20 protein-coding genes and 1 tRNA gene are annotated in these 22,255 nt (G+C 68.2%); 17 read left to right on the forward strand and 4 right to left on the reverse strand.

The features are described 5' to 3' along the window. Positions 1-98: 98 nt before the first annotated feature. Both PWF70_RS04360 and PWF70_RS04365 read left to right on the forward strand, forming a co-directional pair. Positions 99-1,706, forward strand: coding sequence for a 4-coumarate--CoA ligase family protein (locus PWF70_RS04360; RefSeq protein WP_006358519.1), 1,608 nt, complete (start codon positions 99-101; stop codon positions 1,704-1,706). Positions 1,707-1,786: 80 nt separating this feature from the next. Next, positions 1,787-1,863, forward strand: a tRNA-Met gene (locus PWF70_RS04365). Positions 1,864-1,931: 68 nt separating this feature from the next. Here PWF70_RS04365 and PWF70_RS04370 read toward each other — a convergent pair. After that, positions 1,932-3,377: an APC family permease gene (locus PWF70_RS04370; protein ID WP_006358520.1), complete on the reverse strand. Its 1,446-nt coding sequence runs from the start codon at positions 3,375-3,377 to the stop codon at positions 1,932-1,934. Between the two features lie 112 nt (positions 3,378-3,489). Here PWF70_RS04370 and PWF70_RS04375 point away from each other — a divergent pair, with 112 nt between their 5' ends. From PWF70_RS04375 to PWF70_RS04390, 4 genes are all read left to right on the forward strand, one after another. Beyond that, on the forward strand, positions 3,490-4,236 hold the full coding sequence (locus PWF70_RS04375; protein ID WP_006358521.1) for a phosphoglyceromutase: 747 nt from the start codon (positions 3,490-3,492) through the stop codon (positions 4,234-4,236). Between the two features lie 99 nt (positions 4,237-4,335). Continuing rightward, entirely contained in the window at positions 4,336-4,656 is a 321-nt protein-coding gene (locus PWF70_RS04380; protein WP_006358522.1) for a GNAT family N-acetyltransferase, read from the forward strand. Between the two features lie 139 nt (positions 4,657-4,795). After that, positions 4,796-6,154 carry a sensor histidine kinase gene (locus PWF70_RS04385; protein ID WP_006358523.1) on the forward strand — a complete coding sequence of 453 codons (1,359 nt, stop codon included), beginning with the start codon at positions 4,796-4,798 and terminating at the stop codon, positions 6,152-6,154. Then, on the forward strand, positions 6,151-6,837 hold the full coding sequence (locus PWF70_RS04390; protein ID WP_006358524.1) for a winged helix-turn-helix domain-containing protein: 687 nt from the start codon (positions 6,151-6,153) through the stop codon (positions 6,835-6,837). The genes PWF70_RS04385 and PWF70_RS04390 overlap by 4 nt, the downstream gene beginning before the upstream one ends. A 30-nt stretch (positions 6,838-6,867) precedes the next feature. Here PWF70_RS04390 and PWF70_RS04395 read toward each other — a convergent pair whose 3' ends face one another. Next, positions 6,868-7,728 carry a DUF3109 family protein gene (locus tag PWF70_RS04395; RefSeq protein ID WP_035752078.1) on the reverse strand — a complete coding sequence of 287 codons (861 nt, stop codon included), beginning with the start codon at positions 7,726-7,728 and terminating at the stop codon, positions 6,868-6,870. Positions 7,729-7,783: 55 nt separating this feature from the next. Here PWF70_RS04395 and PWF70_RS04400 point away from each other — a divergent pair, with 55 nt between their 5' ends. The 10 genes from PWF70_RS04400 to PWF70_RS04445 all read left to right on the forward strand — a co-directional run bounded on the left by PWF70_RS04400 (position 7,784) and on the right by PWF70_RS04445 (position 18,096). Next, positions 7,784-8,761, forward strand: coding sequence for a Ppx/GppA family phosphatase (locus PWF70_RS04400; protein ID WP_187346464.1), 978 nt, complete (start codon positions 7,784-7,786; stop codon positions 8,759-8,761). 131 nt (positions 8,762-8,892) lie between these two features. Continuing rightward, a complete protein-coding gene (locus PWF70_RS04405) occupies positions 8,893-10,626 on the forward strand; it encodes an Rv0497 family membrane protein (protein ID WP_286352852.1) in 1,734 nt (577 codons plus the stop codon). Beyond that, positions 10,623-11,531: a sugar phosphate isomerase/epimerase family protein gene (locus PWF70_RS04410; RefSeq protein WP_005194240.1), complete on the forward strand. Its 909-nt coding sequence runs from the start codon at positions 10,623-10,625 to the stop codon at positions 11,529-11,531. Before PWF70_RS04405 ends, PWF70_RS04410 begins: the two co-directional genes overlap by 4 nt. A 65-nt stretch (positions 11,532-11,596) precedes the next feature. Further along, positions 11,597-12,484 carry a thioesterase family protein gene (locus PWF70_RS04415; protein WP_286352853.1) on the forward strand — a complete coding sequence of 296 codons (888 nt, stop codon included), beginning with the start codon at positions 11,597-11,599 and terminating at the stop codon, positions 12,482-12,484. Positions 12,485-12,490: 6 nt separating this feature from the next. Then, the gene (proC, locus tag PWF70_RS04420; protein ID WP_035751763.1) at positions 12,491-13,351 is read left to right on the forward strand and encodes a pyrroline-5-carboxylate reductase; all 861 of its coding nucleotides are present in this window, start codon (positions 12,491-12,493) and stop codon (positions 13,349-13,351) included. A 188-nt stretch (positions 13,352-13,539) separates the two neighbouring features. Then, on the forward strand, positions 13,540-13,773 hold the full coding sequence (locus PWF70_RS04425) for a helix-turn-helix domain-containing protein (RefSeq protein WP_006358531.1): 234 nt from the start codon (positions 13,540-13,542) through the stop codon (positions 13,771-13,773). A 314-nt stretch (positions 13,774-14,087) separates the two neighbouring features. Then, a complete protein-coding gene (locus PWF70_RS04430; RefSeq protein WP_003402602.1) occupies positions 14,088-14,189 on the forward strand; it encodes a 30S ribosomal protein bS22 in 102 nt (33 codons plus the stop codon). A 110-nt stretch (positions 14,190-14,299) separates the two neighbouring features. After that, positions 14,300-15,352 carry an NAD-dependent epimerase/dehydratase family protein gene (locus tag PWF70_RS04435; RefSeq protein WP_006358532.1) on the forward strand — a complete coding sequence of 351 codons (1,053 nt, stop codon included), beginning with the start codon at positions 14,300-14,302 and terminating at the stop codon, positions 15,350-15,352. A gap of 518 nt (positions 15,353-15,870) precedes the next feature. Further along, positions 15,871-16,866 carry a lysophospholipid acyltransferase family protein gene (locus PWF70_RS04440; protein ID WP_006358533.1) on the forward strand — a complete coding sequence of 332 codons (996 nt, stop codon included), beginning with the start codon at positions 15,871-15,873 and terminating at the stop codon, positions 16,864-16,866. A 66-nt stretch (positions 16,867-16,932) separates the two neighbouring features. Continuing rightward, entirely contained in the window at positions 16,933-18,096 is a 1,164-nt protein-coding gene (locus PWF70_RS04445) for a zinc-binding dehydrogenase (RefSeq protein ID WP_035751761.1), read from the forward strand. A gap of 6 nt (positions 18,097-18,102) precedes the next feature. Here the strand turns inward: PWF70_RS04445 and PWF70_RS04450 are convergent, their stop codons facing one another. Together PWF70_RS04450 and PWF70_RS04455 are read right to left on the reverse strand one after the other, a co-directional pair. Beyond that, complete coding sequence (locus PWF70_RS04450; RefSeq protein ID WP_006358535.1) at positions 18,103-20,472, reverse strand: thiamine pyrophosphate-binding protein; 2,370 nt, start codon at positions 20,470-20,472, stop codon at positions 18,103-18,105. Positions 20,473-20,535: 63 nt separating this feature from the next. Beyond that, positions 20,536-21,708, reverse strand: coding sequence for an HAD family hydrolase (locus PWF70_RS04455; RefSeq protein WP_006358536.1), 1,173 nt, complete (start codon positions 21,706-21,708; stop codon positions 20,536-20,538). Between the two features lie 174 nt (positions 21,709-21,882). Here PWF70_RS04455 and PWF70_RS04460 point away from each other — a divergent pair, with 174 nt between their 5' ends. Next, complete coding sequence (locus PWF70_RS04460; RefSeq protein WP_006358537.1) at positions 21,883-22,137, forward strand: glutaredoxin family protein; 255 nt, start codon at positions 21,883-21,885, stop codon at positions 22,135-22,137. Positions 22,138-22,255: the final 118 nt, after the last annotated feature.

The following is a 22,255-nucleotide window of genomic DNA, read 5'->3' on the forward strand; positions in this document are numbered from 1 at the left end:
GCCGGGGGAGTTTGATTGGATGGAGAGGTCCAGGTCACACCGCGGCAACGATTGTTGATACGGTGTGCGGGCAGAACCGACCCATCACCGGAGGTGCCATGAGCTTCACCAGTCCTTTCCCCGACGTCGAGATCCCCGATGTGAGTGTCTTCGACTACCTGTTCGGGTCGGTCGCCGACGAGGACCGCGAACGGATCGCCCTGGTGGACCCGAAGTCGGGTTCGACGACCACTTACGGCCAGCTGATCGGCCAGATCGAGGCCGCGGCCGGCGCCTTGGCGTCGCGGGGGATCGGGGTCGGGGACGTGGTGGGCATCCTCTCGCCGAACATCCCGGCGTTCGCGACCGTGTTCCATGGCATCCTGCGCGCGGGCGCGACGGCGACGACGATCAATGCGCTGTTCACCGCGACTGAGATCGCCAAGCAACTCCGGGATTCCGGCGCCAAGATGCTGGTCACCATCTCGCCGATGTTCGAGCAGGCCAAGGCGGCCGCCGACGAGGTGGGGCTGGCCGCGGAGAGCCTCATCGTCCTCGACGGTGAGGGGCAGGACGCCTCGGGTCACCCGAACGCGGTGGATCTGCTGGGTCCGAACCTGCCCGCGCCGGACGTCTCCTTCGACCCCGCCACCCATGTGGCGGTGTTGCCCTACAGCTCGGGAACGACCGGGAACCCCAAGGGTGTTGCGCTGTCTCACCGCAACCTGGTCGCCAACGTCGCCCAGCTGAAGCCGTTGCAGGGCATGACCGCCGACGATGTGGTGATCGCGGTGCTGCCGTTCTTCCACATCTACGGAATGACGGTGCTGCTCAACGCGGCTCTCGCGGCTCGCGGTTCGCTGGTCATCATGCCGCGATTCGACCTGGTGGAGTTCTTGGAGAACATCCAGAACCACAAGGTGACGATGGCCTACATCGCGCCGCCGGTCGCGGTGGCGCTCGCGAAGCACCCGATCGTGGACAACTACGACCTGTCTTCGCTGCACACGATGATGTCGGGGGCGGCCCCGCTCGACGACGAGCTGGGTCAGGCCGTGGCCAAGCGTTTGGACCTGCACATGTTGCAGGGCTACGGCATGAGCGAGCTGTCCCCGGTCTCGCACATCATCCCCTTCGACACCCAGGCCACGCTGGGGCGTGAGGATCCGCCGCTGTCGTCGACGGGCTGGCCGGTGCCGAACACGGTGAACAAGGTCGTCGATCCCGCCACCGGTGAGGACATCCCTCTTCCGCAGGAAGGGCTCTCGGAGCCGGGTGAGCTGTGGGTGAAGGGGCCGAACGTGATGCTCGGTTACCTCAACAACGAGCAGGCCACCGCCGACACCATCGATGCCGACGGTTTTCTGCACACCGGTGACATGGCGCAGGTCGATCCGACGGGGTGTGTCTACATCGTCGATCGGCTCAAGGAGCTCATCAAGTACAAGGGCTACCAGGTGCCGCCGGCGGAGTTGGAGGCCCTGCTGCTGACCCATGACAAGATCGCGGACTCGGCGGTCATCGGTGTGATCGATGCGGAGTCGGGGGAGGAGATCCCGAAGGCGTTCGTGGTCCGGCAGCCCGAGGCGGAGCTGACCGCTGACGAGGTGATGGAGTTCGTGGCGTCGAAGGTGGCCCCGCACAAGAAGGTTCGTGCGGTGGAGTTCATCGAGGCGATCCCGAAGTCGGCGTCGGGCAAGATCCTCCGCAAGGACCTGCGCAAGTAGGTCCGGGCGCAGGACAAGGACCCGTCCGAGCTGCCGATTTGGTGCAGGACGCACCCCGCGGATAGTGTTGCTCCTTGCAACGCGGGGTGGAGCAGCTCGGTAGCTCGCTGGGCTCATAACCCAGAGGTCGCAGGTTCAAATCCTGTCCCCGCTACCAGATACGACCCCCGACCAGGTGATCACCTGGTCGGGGGTCGCTTCATTTCCGGGCTCTCCTCGAGGCCGTCAATTCATCTGATGCGGCGGCACCTCGTCGTAGCTGATCGCATGGTCACCGGATCGTCGGTGCCACCAGTACGTCACCGCCCACAGGAGCACGCCGAGGAGCAGGAGCCAGCCGGCGATCACATACTGCTCGGGATCGCGGCCGGTGATCGGCAGGGTAAGATACCCGCACGTGACGGCGCCGAGCACGGCGACGGGTGTGGAGGTGCGGAAGTGCTTGTGCTCCACCGTGTCCCGACGTAGCACGAGCACCGATATGTTGACGATGGTGAACACCGCGAGCAGCAGGAGTGCGGTGGTGCCGCCGAGGAGCCCGACGATGGAACTCTTCGGGTCGGAGCTCACGTAGGTGAGCAGCAACAGGGCGATGACCGTGGTGAAGATGACGGCCGCGAACGGGGTCCGGCGCCCCGGGTGGACGTACGACAGGAACTTGGGCAGCACACCGCGTTTGGCCATGCCGTAGAGCAGGCGGCTCGCCATCATCATGTTGATCAGGGCGGTGTTGGCGACCGCGAACATCGAGATCCACGGCAGCAGATCCGAGATCGGGAAGTCCGGCGCCGCGGCCTGGACGACGTCGACGAGCGGGGTCTCGCTCTCGGCCAGTACGCCCACCGGCACGATCGCCACGGCGCAGATCGCGATCAGGACGTAGACGGCGGCGGTGATGCCGAGGCCGCTCAGCATGACCTTCGGGAAGATGCGGGTCGGCTCCTTGCACTCCTCGGCCATGTTGACCGAGTCCTCGAAGCCGACGAGCGCGAAGAAGGCCAGCGAGGTGGCCGCGGTGACGGCGATGAAGACGTTCTTGTCGTCGGGACTCTCGAACGCCACCACCGCATCCCAGTGCTCGGCGTTGCCGCCGGCGATGAACCAGTAACCGATGAACAGCACGAGCAGCAGACCGGTCAGCTCCACGAGGGTCAGGACGACGTTGGTGCCGACGCCCTCGGCGACGCCGCGGAAGTTGATGAACATGACGAGCAGCAGGAAACCGACGGCCACTGCGTAGAGGGCGGGATTCGTGGCGTCGGGGGACTCGCCGCCGAACGCGGTCAGCATGTTCACCGCGAATGCGCGGGAGGCCGTCGTCGCCGACGTGATGCCCGAACACATCACCGTGAACAGCACGATGAAGGTGATGAAGTGGATGCCGAAGGCCTTGTGCACGTAGAGCGCTGCCCCGGCGGCCTGCGGATACTTCGTCACCAGTTCGAGGTAGGAGAACGCGGTGAGCGTCGCGACGGCGAAGGCGATGAGGAACGGCAGCCACGCCGCGCCCCCGACCTCGCCCGCCACCTGACCGGTCAGCGCGTATACGCCGGTGCCGAGGATGTCGCCGATGATGAACAGGAGCAGCAGCTTCCAGCCCAGTACGCGTTTGAGCTCGGGCTGCTGTTCCGCATTCTTGCCGGTCTCGCCGGCGTTTGTGCTGGCTGTCATGCGACAACGCTAGACCTCGGACGTGCGGGTCGCCGCGCGAATCGCGACGCCGGACACCAAATGGCCGGGCGGTGGGAAGAGGGCGCAGCGCGTCTGTGCGAAACTATCGCCCATGAGCAACGGCACCCTGATCCTGATGCGTCACGGCGAGAGCGAATGGAATGCGTCCAACCAGTTCACCGGATGGGTGGACGTGGCACTCACGGACAAGGGCAAGGCCGAGGCCGTACGGGCCGGTGAGCTGCTCGTCGAGCACGATCTGCTGCCCGACGTCCTGTACACCTCGCTGCTGCGACGCGCCATCTCGACGGCGCAGATCGCTCTCGACACCGCCGACCGCCACTGGATCCCGGTGGTCCGCGATTGGCGTCTGAACGAGCGTCACTACGGTGCGCTCCAGGGCCTCGACAAGGCCGACACCCTGGAGAAGTACGGCCAGGAGCAGTTCATGCTGTGGCGTCGCAGCTACGACACCCCGCCGCCGGCCATCGAGCCCGACGCCGAGTACAGCCAGGTCGGCGACCCGCGCTACGCCGACCTCGACGAGGTGCCGCTGACCGAGTGCCTCAAGGACGTCGTGGCGCGGATGATCCCGTACTTCACCGAGACGATCGCCGCCGACATCCAGGCAGGCAAGACCGTGCTCGTCGCCGCCCACGGCAACTCGCTCCGGGCGCTCGTCAAGTACCTCGACGGCATCTCCGACGAGGACATCGCGGGTCTGAACATCCCCACCGGCAACCCGCTGCGGTACGACCTCGACGAGAACCTCAAGCCTCTGAACCCGGGCGGCACCTACCTCGACCCCGAGGCGGCCGCGGCCGGCGCGGCCGCGGTGGCGGCCCAGGGCCAGAAGTAGCCTCTCCGACACGCCTTCGCCGCCCGCAGACGCCGGGCGGTGAGCGCGTAACATAATCGTCATAGCTTCTTGGGTGTGACGCGCGCTACATTAGACGCTATGGCGGATGTGGGCACCCTGCGGATCGATCATTCACCTGCTCGGGAACGGTATGAGGCGATGCTCGCCTCCGATTCCTTCGGCGAGGACGAGGTGGTCGGGTACCTCGACTATGTCTCCGAGCCGTATCAGGTCGTGCTCACGCACACAGTGATCCGCGAGCAATACAGCGGGCACGGCTATGCGGGACAACTGGTTCGGTTCGTCCTCGAGGACATCCGGGCGAGTGGCAAGCAGGTCGTGCCGGTCTGCTCGTATGTACAGCGTTTCATCCAGCTCCATCCGGAGTTCGCCGACATGGCGGTGCCGGTCCCCCAGTGATCCGCGCCGCCGGCGTGGGCTCCACCCGCCGACGGTCCGACCCGGCGGCCGCAAGGCCTTCGGCGAACGGCACGTGAACAGCTGCCCAACAGCTGCGACACGTGTGCAACTCGCGTTGGTTCCGCCGTAAGCTGGGCCTGTGACCGCCGCAATCTCAGCCGCGACGATCGCGTTCGTACTCGCGCTCATCCTCGGAGTCATCCTGGGTCGCTGTCTCGGCGCCTCCCGGTGGCCCCGACGCTTCTCGCTCGGCTCCTTGTTCGGCCGGGGTAGCACGTCCATGCAATCCGACGCCTCCGGCGCCGCGGCCCTGCCCGTCCCGGCCACCGACCGCGCGCAGGTCCCGAGGGCTGTGCCCGCCTCGGCCGAGATCCGCGATTCCGATGTCGCGTCGACGACCGCCGACGGCCGGATGACCAAGGCCGGCCTGCTGAGCATGGTCGTTCGCAACTCGTCGACCGCCGTTGCGGTGGTCGACGAGTTCCGCGACGTCGTGATGTTCAATCACCGGGCTGTCGAACTGGGGATCGTCCGCGACATGTTGCTCGCCGACCCCGTCTGGGATGCCGTCAAGGACGTCCTCGACACCGGCGTCGAGCAGAACTTCGAGTTCAGTCCACCCACCTCGACCCTCGGCTTCGTCTCCACCGGCCGCACCCCGCGGCCGACCGTCGAACATGTGCGCTGCCTGGCCAAGGTGGTGGCGCAGGACGACGAGCGGTACGCCGTGGTCTACGGCCTCGACGACACCGAACACAAGCGTCTCGAGGCCACCCGCCGCGACTTCGTGGCGAACGTGTCGCACGAACTCAAGACACCGGTCGGCGCGATCGGGCTGCTCGCCGAGGCTCTCCTGGAATCGTCCGACGACGTCGAATCGGTCCAGCACTTCGGCCAGCGGGTTGTGGGGGAGACCAAACGTATGGGCAGGCTGGTGAGTGAGCTGCTCGCGCTGTCGCGCCTGCAGGACGGCGACACCCCCGAGTTCACCCCGATCGACGTCGACGAACTGGTCGACGACGCCCTCGCCGCGGCGACGCTCACCGCCGAGGCGGCGTCGATCGAACTGCGTTCCGACGATCCGCTGGGCGCGACGATCCGCGGCGACCGGCTGCTGCTGTTGACTGCCCTGAACAACCTCATCTCGAACGCCATCGCCTACTCGCCCGCCGACACCGTCGTCTCGATCAGCCGACGCATCATCCGGATCGACGGCCGTCCCATGGTGGCGATCGCCGTCACCGACCGCGGTATCGGCATCGCCCGCGCCGACCAGCAGCGTGTCTTCGAGCGCTTCTTCCGGGTCGACCAGGCGAGGTCGCGGATGACCGGTGGCACCGGTCTGGGCCTGGCGATCGTCAAACACGTGGCCGCCAACCACGGCGGCACGATCAATCTGTGGAGCGAACCCGGTACGGGCTCCACCTTCACTTTGTGTATCCCCGAGGACCTGTCCGACGTGGGCTGGTCCGCTGACGACAAGGAATCCGAGAGTTGACCCACGTGCTGATCGTCGAGGACGAGGAATCGCTGGCCGATCCGCTGGCCTTTCTGCTGCGCAAGGAGGGGTTCGAGGCCAGCATCGTCAACGACGGTGCCCAGGCGTTGCCCGCCTTCGACCGCGTCAGCCCCGACATCGTCCTTCTCGATCTGATGCTCCCCGGGATGTCGGGGACGGAGATCTGCAAGGCCCTGCGTGCCCGGTCGAACGTGCCGGTGATCATGGTGACTGCCCGGGACACCGAGATCGACAAGGTCGTCGGACTGGAGCTGGGCGCCGACGACTACGTGACCAAGCCGTATTCGGCGCGGGAGCTCATCGCCCGCATCCGGGCGGTCCTGCGCCGCGGGGCGGACGCCGGCGACGACGACCTCGATCTCGGTGTCGTCGAGGCGGGCCCGGTCCGGATGGACGTGGAACGACACACCGTGGCGGTCAACGGCGAGCCGATCACGTTGCCGCTCAAGGAGTTCGATCTTCTCGAGTATCTCCTGCGCAATGCCGGCCGCGTGCTGACCCGCGGGCAGCTGATCGACCGGGTCTGGGGAGCGGACTACGTCGGCGACACCAAGACCCTCGACGTGCACGTCAAACGCCTGCGCTCCAAGATCGAGCCGGACCCGGCCAGCCCCAAACACCTCATCACGGTCCGCGGTCTCGGGTACAAGATCGAGGCCTGAAACGGGTGCGCGGTCTCCCGCGCACCCGGCTCACTCCGGCGGCTGCAGCTCGTATTTGACGTCGGTCTCGCGGCGTGCGGTTGCGGCGGTGGTCGCCGGGTGAACGGCGATGAGCCCCAGACCCTTACGGCGCCGGCAGGCGGCCGCGAGTGCCTCGTAGGCGGGGGCGCCGAGGAGCTCGGTCAGCTCGGGCGCATAGGACTCCCACACCTGCTTCGCGCCGACGTGGGCGTCGGGTGAACCCGAGCAGTACCACTTGAGGTCGTGGCCGCCCTCGCCCCATCCGCGACGGTCGAACTCGGTGATCGTGGTCTGCAGGATCTGGGTGCCGTCGGGCCGTTCCACCCAGTCCTGCTCACGGCGCACCGGCAGCTGCCAGCACACGTCGGGCTTGACGGTCAGCGGTTCGAGTCCCTTGCGCAGGGCCATCGAATGCAGTGCGCATCCGACGCCGCCCTCGAAGCCCGGACGATTCAGAAAGATGCACGCGCCCTTGTGGAGTCGCGTCTTGAGCGCCGGCTCGTCGTCGAGGTCGCCCTCCTCGAGATACCCCTTGGGGCCGAGCGGGTTCTTGCCCGAGCCCTTCTTGTAGAACTGCCAGTCCTCCGGGGTGAGCATGGAGACGCCGTGGGCGAGACGTTCCCGATCGTCGGAGTCGGACAGGTAGGCGCCGTGGCTGCAGCAGCCGTCGGTCTCGCGTCCGGGCAGGATGCCCTGGCAGGCCGGGGTGCCGAAGACGCACGTCCAGTGCGACAGCAGCCAGGTGAGGTCAGCTCTGATGAAGTGTTCGGGATCGGCCGGATCGACGAATTCGTACCATTCACGCGGAAAGTCGAGTTCGACCTCCGGGGCGGGCGTGATTCGTGGCGCGGACGGCGAGAGTGCGGTCACGACCACAACGGTAGCCGGGATCGTGCCGACACGGAGCCTGCACTACCGTTGACGCGTGCGCTTAGGAGTTCTGGACGTGGGCAGCAACACTGTTCACCTCCTGGTGGTCGACGCCCATCGCGGTGGCCACCCGACGCCCATGAGTTCGACCAAGGCCGTTCTGCGCCTCGCCGAACAGATCGACGCCGACGGGCGGATGAGCGACAAGGCGGTGTCCAAGCTGATCGACTCCGTCACGGAGTTCACCCACATCGCCGGCACCTCCGGATGCGAGCAGATGATGGCTTTCGCAACGTCGGCGGTCCGCGACGCCACCAACTCCGACGATCTGCTCGACGAGGTCGAGCAGCGCACCGGGGTGCGTATCACGGTCCTGTCCGGGCGCGACGAGGCGCGGCTCACCTCACTCGCCGTCCGACGCTGGCGCGGGTGGAGCGCGGGACGCATCCTCGCCCTCGACATCGGCGGCGGTTCGCTGGAGATGTCCAACGGCGTCGACGAGGAACCCGACGTCGCGCTGTCGCTGCCGCTCGGCGCCGGACGACTCACCCGCGACTGGTTGCCCGACGACCCGCCGGACCGGCGTCGGATCGGTGTGCTGCGGGACTGGCTCGACGCGGAACTGCGCGCCCCCGCCAGGGAGCTCCTCGCGCCCGGCGCACCCGACCTGTGTGTCGGCACCTCGAAGACCTTCCGCAGCCTCGCCCGCCTGACCGGCGCGGCACCGTCGAGCGCGGGCCCCCGTGTCCGGCGCGAGCTGACGACGAGCGGACTCCGTCAGCTCATCTCCTTCATCTCCCGCATGACCCGCTCCGACCGCGCCGAACTGGAAGGCGTCAGCGCCGATCGTGCCGGTCAGCTGGTCGCCGGCGCGCTCGTGGCGGAGGCGGCTATGCGGGCCCTCCAAGTCGATACACTGGAAATCTGTCCGTGGGCTCTGCGGGAGGGTGTTATCTTGCGTCGACTCGATGCGGAACCAGCCGACTCGTTCGAGCCCTCACAGACGACTGGCGCCCGGGGCGGCGTCGGCTGATCCGGTCTGCGACGCCCACGGGCGCGCGGGATGGGGGAGACGGTCGACGGTGCGTCCACGAGCGCCGAGAGGTACCCAAGCGGATGCGCTCGACCGGCATCCGGTGACGTTCGAGGACGGAGAGCCACTTCATGTCGAAGGATTCGGAACCCGAATCTCGACCCATTTCGGTATCGGAACTACTCGCCCGGTCGCAGGCGGCCGGCGGCACGACGCCCACGCGGCGTGACGGTCGCGGGCGGCGACGCGCAGGTCGCGACGGCTCGGTCTCGGTGTCCGAACTGACCGGCGAGATCCCGAAGATCACCGACGCGCCCGCCACGCAGGCCGACGAGAAACCCGCTTCTGCGGACGAGAACGCGTCCGCGCAGACCGAACCCGCAGTGGTGGAGGCGTCCGAGGTCGAAGCGCCCCAGGCGAAGACCGCCGAGGTCGAGCAGCCGGAGGCCGAGCCGGCCGAGACCGCATCGACCCCGGAACCGTCCGCATCGGAACCTTCCGCACCCGAATCGTCGGCGAGGACCGAGAGCCCGAGCGGTCCGTTCCCGCGGTCGGGGAACCCCGTCGCGCGTCGCGCCGCCGACGACCGCCCGGTCGCCGACCGGTCCCGCCCGGACCGGCCGTTCGCATCGTCCGGTCGCAACGCCAGCGGTATGCCCGGTTACGGCGAGGCACCGCCGGCCACCCGTGACTTCAGCTCGGATTCCGTCGCCCGGCGCATGAGCCCGCCGCGCGACTCGGAACCCGTCGACGAGGAGTCGGCGAACGCGGTCACCGGCATCATCCCGGTCGTGGAAGGTTCCGACGAGGGTCTCGTCGTCGTCGAATCCGACGACGTGGTGACCTACGACCTCACCGAGGTCGACTCCGGTTCAGATCCGCGCGAGCGGGCCGATGGCGGGTTCTCCGACGTCATGGACTTCGACGCCTATCGCAACTTCGCCGACGTGGAGGGCGACGCCGACACCGGCGCACAGCCGGCGGTCGGGACGAGCGGACCCAGGAAGGGCGCCAAGGCGCTGGGTGGGCTCGCACGCAAACTGTTCAGCCGGAAATCGGCGGGCGCTGCCGCGGGAACCGCCGCCACGGCCGCCGCAGCGAAGTCGGGAAAGGACGCCGCCCCGGCCGGTGGCCGCGCACGAGCCGCCGCGGCGCGGGCGCGCGATGACGACGAGAACCCGACCGAGATCATCGCGCCGGTCCCGACCCCGGAGGACGCCGCCGCTCCCGAGGAGTCGGCCGCGGTGGACACCCGCGGCGAGGACACCCGGCCCGCGGAGACCGCCGAGACCGTGGACTGGCAGGCGTCGGCCCAGTGGTACGACACCGAGGCGTGGTCGGCGCCGGTCGTCGACGAGGAGGATGACCAGCCCAGCGAATCGGCCGAGTCCACCACCTCATCCGAGCCCGAAGATCCGGCCAAGCCCGACACCGCCCGTCTCGCGGAGACCGCCGACCTCGACGAGACCCCCGGTGGTGACAGCGAAGGGTCGTCGGAGGGCGCCGTCGCGGGTATGTCGACGCCCGAGAACGACGAGGCCGCGAGGCCCGCGGTCACCGGCGACGAGACCGACGAGGCCGAGGTCGACGAGACCAGGGAGGAGAGGTCGCCGGCTGTCGCCTGGCTCCTGATCTTCGGTCAGGCAGTCGCAGGTCTGGTCGTCGGCATCGGCCTGTTCTGGGGCTTCACCGAACTGTGGCGCTGGAATCCGTACTTCGCGCTGGTGCTAGCGGTCCTGGTCATCTTCGGGATCGTCACGTTGTCGCACGTCGTGCGGCGCACCAAGGACCTGACCACGACGCTGCTCGCGTTGGGGGTCGGCCTGCTGGTGACCATCGGTCCACTGGTGCTCCTGGCCACGTGACGCCGCCCGAGCCGCCTCCGCTCCCCAGGCCGGAGATACCCATCGGCCTGTCGACCGCCTCGGTCTACCCGCAGAACACCGAGGCGGCCTTCGCCTACGCCGCCGACCTCGGCTACGACGGCGTCGAACTGATGGTCTGGGGCGACCCGGCCAGCCAGGACATCCGGCACGTCGCCTACCTGTCGGAGCACTATCAGGTGCCGGTGCTGTCGATCCACGCCCCGTGCCTGCTGATCAGCCAGCGGGTGTGGGGACGTGACCCGGTCGTGAAGCTCGCGCGCTCGGTGCAGGCGGCCGAGGATCTCGGCGCGCCGACCGTCGTCGTGCACCCGCCCTTTCGCTGGCAGCGTGGCTACGTGTCCGCCTTCGACGACCTCGTCGGCGAACTCGAGGAGGACAGCGGGGTCGCCATCGCCGTGGAGAACATGTTCCCGATGCGGGCCGACCGCTTCTTCGGGTCCCGGGAGCCGTCCGTGCGACGCCTCCAGAAGCGCGGTGGTGGACCGGGCCTCGCCGCTTCCGCCTTCGGCAAGTCGATCGACCCCACCGACGACGGGTACTCGAACTACACACTCGACCTGTCGCACACCGCGACGGCCGGGGTCGACGCGCTCGACCTGCTCGAGCGCATGGGCTCGAGCCTCAACCATCTGCATCTCGCGGACGGCCACGGTGCGGCCACCGACGAACATCTCATCCCCGGTGACGGCGGACAGCCGTGCGCCGAGGTGTGCCGCCGGATCGCGGCGAGCGACTTCGCCGGCGCCGTCGTGCTGGAGGTGACCACCGGTAGTGCACGCACCAAACCCGAACGCAGTGCACTCCTGGCCCGTTCGCTAGATTTTGCGCGGCAGCATCTCAAACGGGAGCTGCACCCCGAGAGCGCCGGCCGGCGCAACAACTGACGCCCGGAGATCGTCGCGTTGCGGTCTTTCGCCGGCCGCGGGGTCGGCACGGCGAAAGCGGGACGATGAGCAGCAAGATCACCGAGGTATTGGCGTTGACCGAGGTGGACCGCGGTGGTCCCGACTCCATCACCTTGCGCGCGTACATCGATGACACCTTCACCATCGGACCCAAGGTGCACGGCGGAAGCCTGCAGATGGTCGTGGCGAAAGCGGCGCGCACCGCGCTGAGCGCCCTCACCCCGGCCCCGGGACCGGACGGCGACACGAAGGACGGCGACACGAAGGCCGCCGACGCGGCGGCCGCGATGATCCCGGTCGCCATCGCCAGCGACTACCTCACCGCACCCGACGCCGCCGACGTCGACCTCGCGATCTCCGTGCGCAAACGCGGCCGGACCGTCACGGTCCTCCAGGTCGACGCGGTCCAGCAGGGTCGCACGGTCGTGTCCTCGTCGGTGACGATGGCCCGCCCCGACTCCGGGACCCCGCATCACTCCGGCCCCAACGTGCTCGACGGCACGCCCGCCGAACCCCCGTCGACCGGGATCTCGCTGGACGGTTCGCCGATCGCCGAGATCAACCATCTCGGTGCGGCGGTCGACCTGGTCCTCGACGCCGAGACGTTCCCGATGGTCCGCGGCGAGACCGGTGAGCCGCTCGTGCGCGGGTGGATTCGTCCGAAGGGCCTCGATCCCGACGAGTACTTCGCGGTCCTGGTGTGCGACATCTCGCCGCCGGTGGTCTTCAACCTCGCGATGTTCGGCTGGGCGCCGACCGTGCAGCTGACCACCTACGTGCGTCGGCATCCCGCGCCGGGATGGCTGCGGTTCGCCGCGACGAGTACCGAGGTCGGGCCCGGAATGTTCGAAGAGGATCATCTCGTGGTGGACTCGACCGGGACAGTTGTCGCCCAGTCGCGTCAGCTGGCACTCATTCCCGCAGGAAGGTAGACATTCGTGACCGAACGCATCGCCATCATCGGTGGAGGCAAGATCGGGGAGGCGCTCCTGGCCGGCCTGATCGGCGCCGGAACCCCGACGAAGGATCTCGTCGTCGCGGAGAAGCTCGAATCCCGCGCGTCCGAGATCGCCGACGAATACGGGGTCCTGGTGACCGACGTGAAGACGGCCGCCGAATCCGCGCAGTACGTATTCCTCGCCGTCAAGCCGGATGCCGTCGACTCGGTGCTGCGGGAGCTGGCCTCGGCCGAGGACAACGCGCAGACCGAGCGCGTGACCGTGACCCTCGTCGCCGGCATCCCGCTGGCCCGCTACGAGAGTGCGCTACAGGCGGGTTCGCCGGTCATCCGCGTCATGCCGAACACGCCGATGCTGGTCAACGAGGCGATGTCCGCGGTCTCAGCCGGACGCTACGTCGGCGATGAGCAGTTGCGCGCCGTCGTCAACATCCTCAAGACCGTCGGCCGGGTGGCCGTGGTGCCCGAGAAGCAGATGGACGCGGTCACCGCCGTGTCCGGGTCCGGTCCCGCCTACGTCTTCCTGCTCGCCGAGGCGATGATCGACGCCGGCGTCGGTCTGGGTCTGACCCGCGCACAGGCGTCGGAGATGACGATCCAGACCATCCGTGGCGCCGGGGTCCTGCTGAGTGATTCCGGGATGTCACCGGTCGATCTGCGGGCCGCGGTGACCTCACCGGGCGGCACGACCGCGGAGGCGATCCGGGAATTCGAGGCGAACGGCCTGCGGCACGCCGTCTACCAGGCCACACGCGCCTGTGCGGCCGCCAGCGCCCGCGGCGGACGTCGAGTGGAAGTCGAGGGTTTGGCGGCGGGACACGCGGTGTCCGACACCCCATGAGTTGTGGTCGACAGGCCGCTAAACCCCAGCATGTTGGGGTCGAGTCCCAGGAATCTCAGAAATCACGGTCCCTCACGTCGCTTTTTTCACATCTGCCACGCTAAGCTGCTTTAAGCACGTGCGTGTCTGATGTCCGCAGGAGGGGAAGCCTGCGGCCGCGACGCGTGCACCGGAGGTATGAGTGATCAATGGCACCTGCAGACACTCCTGGTGACAGGGCGGCCTCGGTGAGCAACGCGACCTCTGCGTCGCAGTTCCTCACCGTCGCCGAAGTTGCGTCGCTGATGCGCGTTTCGAAGATGACCGTTTACCGTCTCGTCCACAACGGCGAACTGCCCGCGGTTCGGGTCGGACGCTCGTTCCGTGTGCACGCGAAAGCGGTGCACGACTACCTGGAGACGTCGTACTTCGACGCCGGCTAGGTTCGGTCTCGGCTGACGCGCCGATCAGCAGTTCTACCCAGCACTCCCGAGGGTGGCCGCACGGCCGCCCCGGGAGTGCTGTGTCTGGTGCGGGTGTTCACCCGGGCCGGCAGACCGTCCCGGTGGTCATTTCGGCCACCGCGATTTCCTGATCCGATACACCGCCCGGTAGGCTCAGTGGTCGCGTACCTGGATGTACCGGTGAGCTCCTCGAGCCGGGTAGTCGACGCCAGTCGACGACCACTGACGAAGCCGATCGAGTGCAGGCCAGGGTCGGTCAAGTACATCAGTGTCAATCGTGAGGAAGCGCCCCCATGGGTTCAGTGATCAAGAAGCGCCGCAAGCGCATGTCGAAGAAGAAGCACCGCAAGCTGCTGCGTCGAACCCGGGTGCAGCGCCGCAAACTCGGCAAATAAGCACTCTCATGGCACCAGGACCCGCCTCGGCGGGTCCTTTTGCTGTTTGATGGACCCGATCCGGGGCCCTCGACGGGCTGAAACGGGCCGATGACGTTAGCCTCGACGCCATGGCCGAATCCTCCGCAGTGCTGCCCCGGGTCGTCCTGGTGACCGGGGCGTCGACTTTTCTCGGCGGGTACCTTGTCGCAAGGCTCGCGGCCAATCCGCAGATCGAACGTGTGCTGGCCGTGGACTCCCGGGTGCCGCGCAAGGACCTCCTGCGCCGGATGGGGCGTGCGGAGTTCCTGCGTCTGGACATCCGGCGACCCACCATCGCAAAGGCGCTGGTGTCGTACGAGGTCGACACGGTGGTCCACGCCGCGACGTCGATCGCCGACACCGCCCCGCACTCGGCGGCCATCAAGGAGTTCAACGTGGTCGGCGCGATGCAGGTCTGTGCGGCCTGCCAGCGGACGCCGTCGGTGAAGCGGCTCGTACTTCGGTCGACCGGGATGGTCTACGGCTCCAGTGCACACGACCCGTCGCACTTCTCCGAGGAGACCCGCGCACGCCGCGAGCCCAAGCGGGGTTACGGCCGCGACCTCCTCGACGTCGAGGGCTACGTCCGCGGACTCGGACGCCGCCGCCCGGACATCGACATCACGATCGTGCGCCCACAGGCGATGCTCGGACCGCGGATCACCACGCGCATGGGTTCGTACCTGTCGGCGCCGGTCGTCCCGACGGTCATCGGATACCAGCCGCGCCTGCAGTTCCTCCACGAGGAGGACGCACTCGCGGCGATGGAGCACGTGACCCTCGCCGGCAAGCCCGGCACGTTCAACCTCTCCGGTGAGGGTGTGGTGACGTTGTCGCAGGCCATCCGGCGGGTCGGGCACGTCGAACTGCCGGTGCCGAGTGGTCTCCTCGCGCCGATCGCCGGAGTGTTCCAGGACCTGCGCTCGGCGAAGCTCCGTTCCTCGCAGACCGAGTTCCTCACCTACGGCAGGGTGCTGGACACCACCAGGATGCGCACCGAGTTGGGTTTCGTGCCGCGGTACACGACCATGGAAACCCTGGATGACTTCGTGAAACGCAGCGGCGTGACGCCGGTGATCGGGACCGACGTCTGGCGGGCTCTGGAGCAGCGTGTCGTCTCGGCCGCACATCAACTCCAGTGAGTTGTGGATGAGATTGGTGCGAGGTGTGGCCGTCGACGTGCGCAACGTCGGTGCAACCTCTAGACTTGGTCGCCAGACCCACATCGCGCGCGGGGGAATCACTCCACCGCGGGCGACGGGTGAGACTTCGGGAACATGCTGACGATCACACGGGGAGATCGCGGGTCGTTCCCGGGTTCTCGTTTCATGTCATCGACGACGCAGCGTTACGTCTGCCGGCCTGGGGGGATGGCTTGTGACGGAACGACGGCCAGTAGTTCAGGCACCCCGGTTCAGACGTCGAGCGGGGGGTTCACCGACACGGACGATCCACGGGACAAGAACAAGGGGTGAGCGCCTTGCCAGGTAGCGGAGCGACGGATGCACGTACCGCCAAGGTCATACAGCTCTACGCGTCACCGTCGGGTCCGGACGCCTCTGCGGATCGCCGCGGTGCACGTGATTCGGGGCGCCGTCGACATCCGAGCCAGCAGGTTCCGGGACAGCGCACGAATACCGGTGTCATGCAAGGTGATTCGATGCTCGGCCATCCCAACACCGATGGATTCGGCCGCTCGCCCGCGCGGGTGACCCCGATCAGCAACGAGATCGCGCTGTCGGATGAGGCGCTCGGTGTCGAGCACCGCGGCCCGTCCAAGTCGAGCCCGCTGTTCAGTCTCGGGGGCATCCGGAACGCCGTCGCCGACACCCTGACCTCCACCGCGGGTTTCATCCGCGAACGGATGGCGGGCGAGTACGAGGTCGACGAGTTCGGATTCGACCCCCATTTCACCGAATCGGTGTGGTTTCCGGCGCTCCGCCAGGTCTACGAGAAGTGGTTCCGCGTCGAGGTCACCGGTATCGAGAATCTGCCCCTCGAGGGCGGTGCGCTGCTCGTTGCCAACCACGCCGGCACCATTCCGGTCGACGCGATCATCACCTCGCTGGCCGTCCGCGACAACCATCCCGACAATCGGTATCTACGTGTCCTCGCCGCCGACATGGCCTTCGACTCACCGGGCATCAGCGAGGTCGCGCGGCGTATCGGCGCGACGCTCGCCTGCAACAACGACGCCGACCGACTCCTGCGCGCCGGTGAACTCACCGCCGTATGGCCGGAAGGGTTCAAGGGCATCGGCAAGCTCTACAAGGACCGGTACAAGCTGCAACGGTTCGGCCGGGGCGGCTTCGTGACGACCGCGCTGCGCAACGCGGCGCCGATCATCCCGGTGTCGATCGTGGGCTCGGAGGAGATCTATCCGATGCTCGCCGACCTCAAGCCGCTCGCCAAGGTGCTCGGCCTGCCGTACTTCCCGATCACGCCACTGTTCCCGTGGCTCGGGCCCCTGGGCATGGTGCCGTTGCCGTCGAAGTGGCACATCCACTTCGGCCGCCCGATCGAGACCGGTTCCTACGACGAGTCGTCGGCGGACGACCCGATGGTGGTCTTCGACCTCACCGACCATGTACGCGAAGAGATTCAGCAGACCCTGTTCCGGATGCTGAGCCGCCGCGGAAGTGTCTACTTCGGCTGACCCCGCATTTCGGCTGACCCCGCATTTCAGCTGACGCAGCGCCCGTCGGCTGCTACCCATTGAGGCATGCGTGCAGTCGTGTGTCGAGCCGGTGAGCTGACCGTCCAGGACGTCCCCACCCCCGTACCGGAAACCGGGCAGGTTCTCCTGCGTGTTCTGCGGGCGGGCATCTGCGGTTCCGACCTCCACGCCCGCGTGCACTGCGATGCGACCGCCGATGTGTCCGGCGAGGTCGGTTACGACGCGTTCATGCGGTCCGACCAGTCGGTCGTCATGGGTCACGAGTTCGCCGGCGAGGTGGTGTCCTACGGTCCCGGATGCCGCAAGCTGTGGGCGCCGGGGACGCCGGTGGTGGCGGTGCCGATGATCCGCCACGGCGACGAGGCGCACCTGACCGGCCTGACGGCGTCGGCCCCGGGCGCCTACGCGCAGTTCGTGCTGGTGTCGGAGGACATGACCTTCGAGATCCCCGACGGGCTGTCGGTCGACCACGCCGCCCTCACCGAACCCCTTTCCGTCGCCCATCACGCGGTCCGACGCGGCGAGGTCGGCCGGCGCGATGTCGCCGTGGTGATCGGGTGCGGGCCCATCGGCCTCGCGGTCATCGCCATGCTCAAGGCGTCGGGCGTGCGCACCGTGATCGCGAGCGACCTGTCCGAGGGACGCCGGGCGCTGGCCGGCCGCGTCGGCGCCGACATCGTCGTCGACCCGGCCGTGGAGTCGCCGTTCGACCGGTGTGCCCAGGAGGGGAAATACGTCACCGCCGCGCAGGACCTGCTCGGCACCGCATTCGATGCCATGCACACCCTGCGTCGAATTCCGTTGGCCCCGTGGAACTCCCTGTTCCGGATCGCCGATCGGCTCGGCGCGACGCCGAAGGGGCCGGTGATCTTCGAATGCGTGGGCACCCCCGGCATGATCGAGCACATCGTGTCCAACGCCCCGTTCCGCTCACGTGTCGTCGTGGTCGGTGTGTGCATGGAACCGGACACATTCCGCCCGGCGATGGCGCTCAACAAGGAGATCGAACTGCGATTCGTGTTCGTCTACGACCCGGCCGAATTCCACGAGACGCTGCAGATGATCGCCGCGGGCAAGGTCGACGTCGCGCCGATGATCACTGCGACGGTCGGACTCGAAGGGGTCGCGCCGGCGTTCGATGCGCTCGGGTCGGCCGCCCACCACGCGAAGGTGCTGATCGACCCGATGAGTGAGGTTGCCTCGCTCTGAACAGGATCAGGTCGCGAGGTCGAGGGCGGCGCGGACGATCGAATCGGCGTCGATGCCGTGGAGGCGATACACGTCCTCGAGCGAGCCGACCTGACCGAACCGGCTGACCCCGAGCGCCGCACCCGGCACGTTGTTGATGCCGGTCAGGAAGGCGAGGGTGTGCGGATGTCCGTCGAGGACGGTGACCATCGGTGCCGCGCGCCCGGGCGGGAACACCTGGTCGAGAATCCACGACGCGGCCTCGGCGAGCCCGCGTCGGGCCTGTAGCGCCTCGAAGATCAGTCCGGGGCTCGTCACGCAGACGACGTCGGCGGCGACGCCCTGATCCGCCAGGCGGTCGGCGGCGGCCAGTGTCTCCGTGCTGACCGCACCCATCCCGACCAGCGTGACCTGCGGGGATTCGCTGCGACGCAACAGGTATCCGCCGGCCACCACCTGACGGCGGCGGCGTTCACGGGCGGCCGGGTCGTCGGGGACCGCGGCGAGTCGCTGGTCGACCGGCCGCGTCGACAGCCGCAGGTACGACGAGGTCCCGTCGGGGCGTCCGAGCCGGCCGATGCACGCCAGCAGCGTCCACTCGACGTCGATCGCGAAGGCAGGTTCGTAGCTGACGCACCCGGGTTGTTCCAGGCCGATCGACGGTGTCGTGATCGATTGGTGCGCTCCGCCTTCCGCTGCCAGCGTGACGCCGGACGGGGTACCCACCAGGATCGACTGGCCGCCGGCGTAGATGCCGTAGGACCACGGCTCGAGTGTGCGCTCCACGAACGGGTCGTAGAGCACGCCGATCGGGAACAGCGGTTCGCCCCAACGACTCCAGGTGGCGCCGAGCTCGCCGATCAGTCCGGCCAGGTTCGTCTCGGCGATACCGAGTTCCATGTGCTGGCCGGTCGGTCGTTCCCGCCAGTGCATGATCGTCTCCGCGTCGTCGGCGAACCAGTCGCGGCGTTCGTTCGGCGACCACACCCCGACCTTGTTCAGCCAGCCGGCGAGATTGGTCGTCGAGCTGACGTCGGGGCTCACGGTGACGACCCGGGCGGAGGCCTCGGGAGCCTCCCGGGACAGGGCGAGGAGCGTACGGCCCAGTGCGGCTTGCGTTGTCGACGTTCCCGACGGTGTCTTCCCGGTGTCGGTCGGGACCGCGGGCGGTGCCGTGGGCGCGACGGGTTCGCGCCGAAGTCGCTCGGCCGTCGCGGCACACAGCCGGCCCTCGTCGGTGTCCTCGTCGAACCGTCCCCACGGATGGCTCGGGTCGAGCCCAAGCGACGCCGCCAGCTCGTCGTACTGTTCGACGGTGAGCAGCGACGAGTGGTTCTGCGGGTGGCCCTCGATCGGCAGTCCGTTGCCCTTGATGGTGTAGGCGAGGATGACCGTCGGACGGGTGTCGTCGATCTGCTCGTAGGCGCCGACCAGGGCGTCGAGGTCGTGGCCACCGAGGTTGCGGATGGCCTCGAGGAGGGTCTCGTCGTCGACCTCGGCGATGAGCGCGGCGACGGCGTCCGAGTCGGGACCCGATCCCGGCAGGCGTTCGCGGACCTCGCCGGCGTCGCACCGCAGCAGGCGTTGATATTCGGGGTTGGGCATGTCGAGGATGCGCGAACGCAGCGCGGACCCGCCCGTCCGCGCGAACAGATCCTCCAGCAGCCGGCCGAACTTCACCATGATCACCTGCCACCCGGCGGCGGCGAACATGGCCTCCAGGCGTCCGGCGGCGATGTTGGGGACGACCCGGTCCAGGGACTGCCGGTTGAGGTCGACGATCCAGACGATCTCGCCGAGCTCGGCCACGGAGGGGTCGAGGATCGCCTCCCAGACCGCGCCCTCGTCCAGTTCGGCGTCGCCGACGAGCGAGTACTGCCGGGCGAGCACCGTGGGCGAACGCCGGTCGGCGGCAACCGCATCGGGGCCGCCGACCGTCGTGTCGAGATAGCGGCGTGCCACCGCACCCCAGATGGGCGCGGTCGCACCGATTCCCACCGACCCGGTCGAATAGTCCACCGCGTCGGGGTCTTTCGTGCGGCTCGGATACGACTGGAGTCCGCCGAACTGCCGCAGCGTCGTCAGATACGACTCGTCGAGACCGCCGAGCAGGTAGTTGATGCCGTGCAGGACCGGTGACGCATGGGGTTTGACCGAGACCCGATCACCCGGCCGCAGTTGCGAGAACCACAGCGACGTCATGATCGACACCATCGAGGCGCACGACGCCTGGTGCCCGCCGACCTTCAGGCCCGACGGGTTCGGCCGAACCCGGTTGGCGTGGTGGATCATCGACGTCGACAGCCAGAGCACGCGCTGCTCGATCGTGCGCAGCGGATCGGGTGTGGCGGTCGCGCCTGCTCCGGGTCCGGGATCGGTGAGGGTCTCGTCCGTCATGGTGGTCCTCTCCGGGATGGGGTCTCTCCGGGCGGTCACCGATGTCGCGACGAGGCGCCGGGGTCAGCGGTGTCGTAGGAGCCGTGCGGCGGCCGCGGCACCGCCGCCGGCGGCGCCCAGCACGATGGCGGTACCGGCACCGTACTTCGCCGCCTTGCGCGCTGTCCGGAAGTCGTACATCTCCCATCCGCGGACCTTGGCGACGTCGCGCAGGTCGGTGTCGGGGTTGATGGCGACGGCCTTGCCCACGAGCGACAGCATCGGGACGTCGTTGTGCGAATCCGAGTACGCGGTACAGCGTTTGAGGTTGAGGCCCTCACGGATGGCGAGTGCGCGCACCGCGTGGGCCTTGCCGGGCCCGTGCAGGATGTCGCCGACGAGACGCCCGGTGAACACGCCGTCGACGCTTTCGGCGACCGTGCCCAACGCACCCGTGAGTCCGAGACGGTCGGCGATGGTCTGCGCGAGTTCGACCGGCGTCGCGGTCACCAGCCACACCTGCTGACCGGCGTCGAGGTGGCGTTGCGCGAGAGCGCGCGTGCCCGGCCAGATCTTGTCCGCGATGTAGTCGTCGAAGATCTCCTCGCCGAGTTCGGCGAGCTCCGAGGTCTGGCGTCCGGCGATGAACGAGAGCGCCTTCTCCCTGCCCTCGGCGACGTCGCGGGCGTTTTCCTTGCCGGTGATCCGGAACTTGGCCTGGGTCCACGCGAAATCCATGATGTCGCCGTAGGTGAAGTACTTGCGGGCGGCGAGGCCTCGAGCGAAGTGCACGATCGACGCGCCCTGGACGAGGGTGTTGTCGACGTCGAAGAAGGCGGCCGCGGTCAGATCGCGCGGGGGTTCGCCGGGCTCGATGTCGGACGGTTCGCGCAGCCGGAGCGAGTCGACGGCGGCTTTCGCGCTCGCCTCGCCGGCGAGGGTCTGACGGAGTTCGTGGGCGGTCTGGCGGAAACGGCCGGTCGCCGCGCTGGCCCGCTGGGAGATCCACGTGGTGACCCGGTGGGTCTCGTCGTCGGCGGCGATGTCGTGGAGTTCGGCGTCCTCGTCGAAGTCGTCGTCGAACTCGATGCGTGCTGCCTGCGACTCCCAGTCGTCGCCGGTGTCGAGCGGGGTGGCGCCGGAGTCGGCCGGTGCGGAGCTTCGCGCCGCGGGGGTTTCGGGACTGGATGCGCCGGGCACAGGGGTGTCGGACGAGTTGTCGGGTCGTTCGTCTCCCGGGCCCGGGGTGTTGCCCACTGCCCACCTCCCACGTCGCGTCTGGCGCCAGCACTGCCTGCGCGGTCCAGCCTAGCGGCCACCCACGACGATCAGCGTCGCCGCGGGGCCGTTGCGGCGCGCCCGGGCCGTGGTTCTCGTCACCGGGCCGGGGTCGCGTCGGCGGGGGAGCGGAGCGCTGCGAGTATGGACCTCATGACCGTGGAACTGCTGACCCGTGAGGGATGCCAGATGTGCGCGACCGCCCGTCGTGACCTGACGCGGATCTGTGGCGAGCTGGGGGTGGAGTTCACCGAGGTCGACGTCGACCGGGCCGCGGCCGACGGCCGTCCCGAGATCCGTGCGGAGTTCGGGGACCGGCTGCCGGTGGTGTTGCTCGAGGGTGACGAGCACAGCTACTGGGAGGTCGACGAGCCCCGGCTGCGTGCCGACCTCACGCGTCAGGGCTGAACCGGCGGTCCGGCCCCGATCCGCCATCGCGGAGAAACGGTGGTGTTTAACACAGCTCCGCGAATCATGAGGGTCCATGTGAAGAGATTCACAGGGGGTTATATCCTCGATGGATCGT

The organism is Gordonia sp. Swx-4, assembly GCF_030316175.1.
Taxonomy (GTDB): domain Bacteria; phylum Actinomycetota; class Actinomycetes; order Mycobacteriales; family Mycobacteriaceae; genus Gordonia; species Gordonia alkanivorans.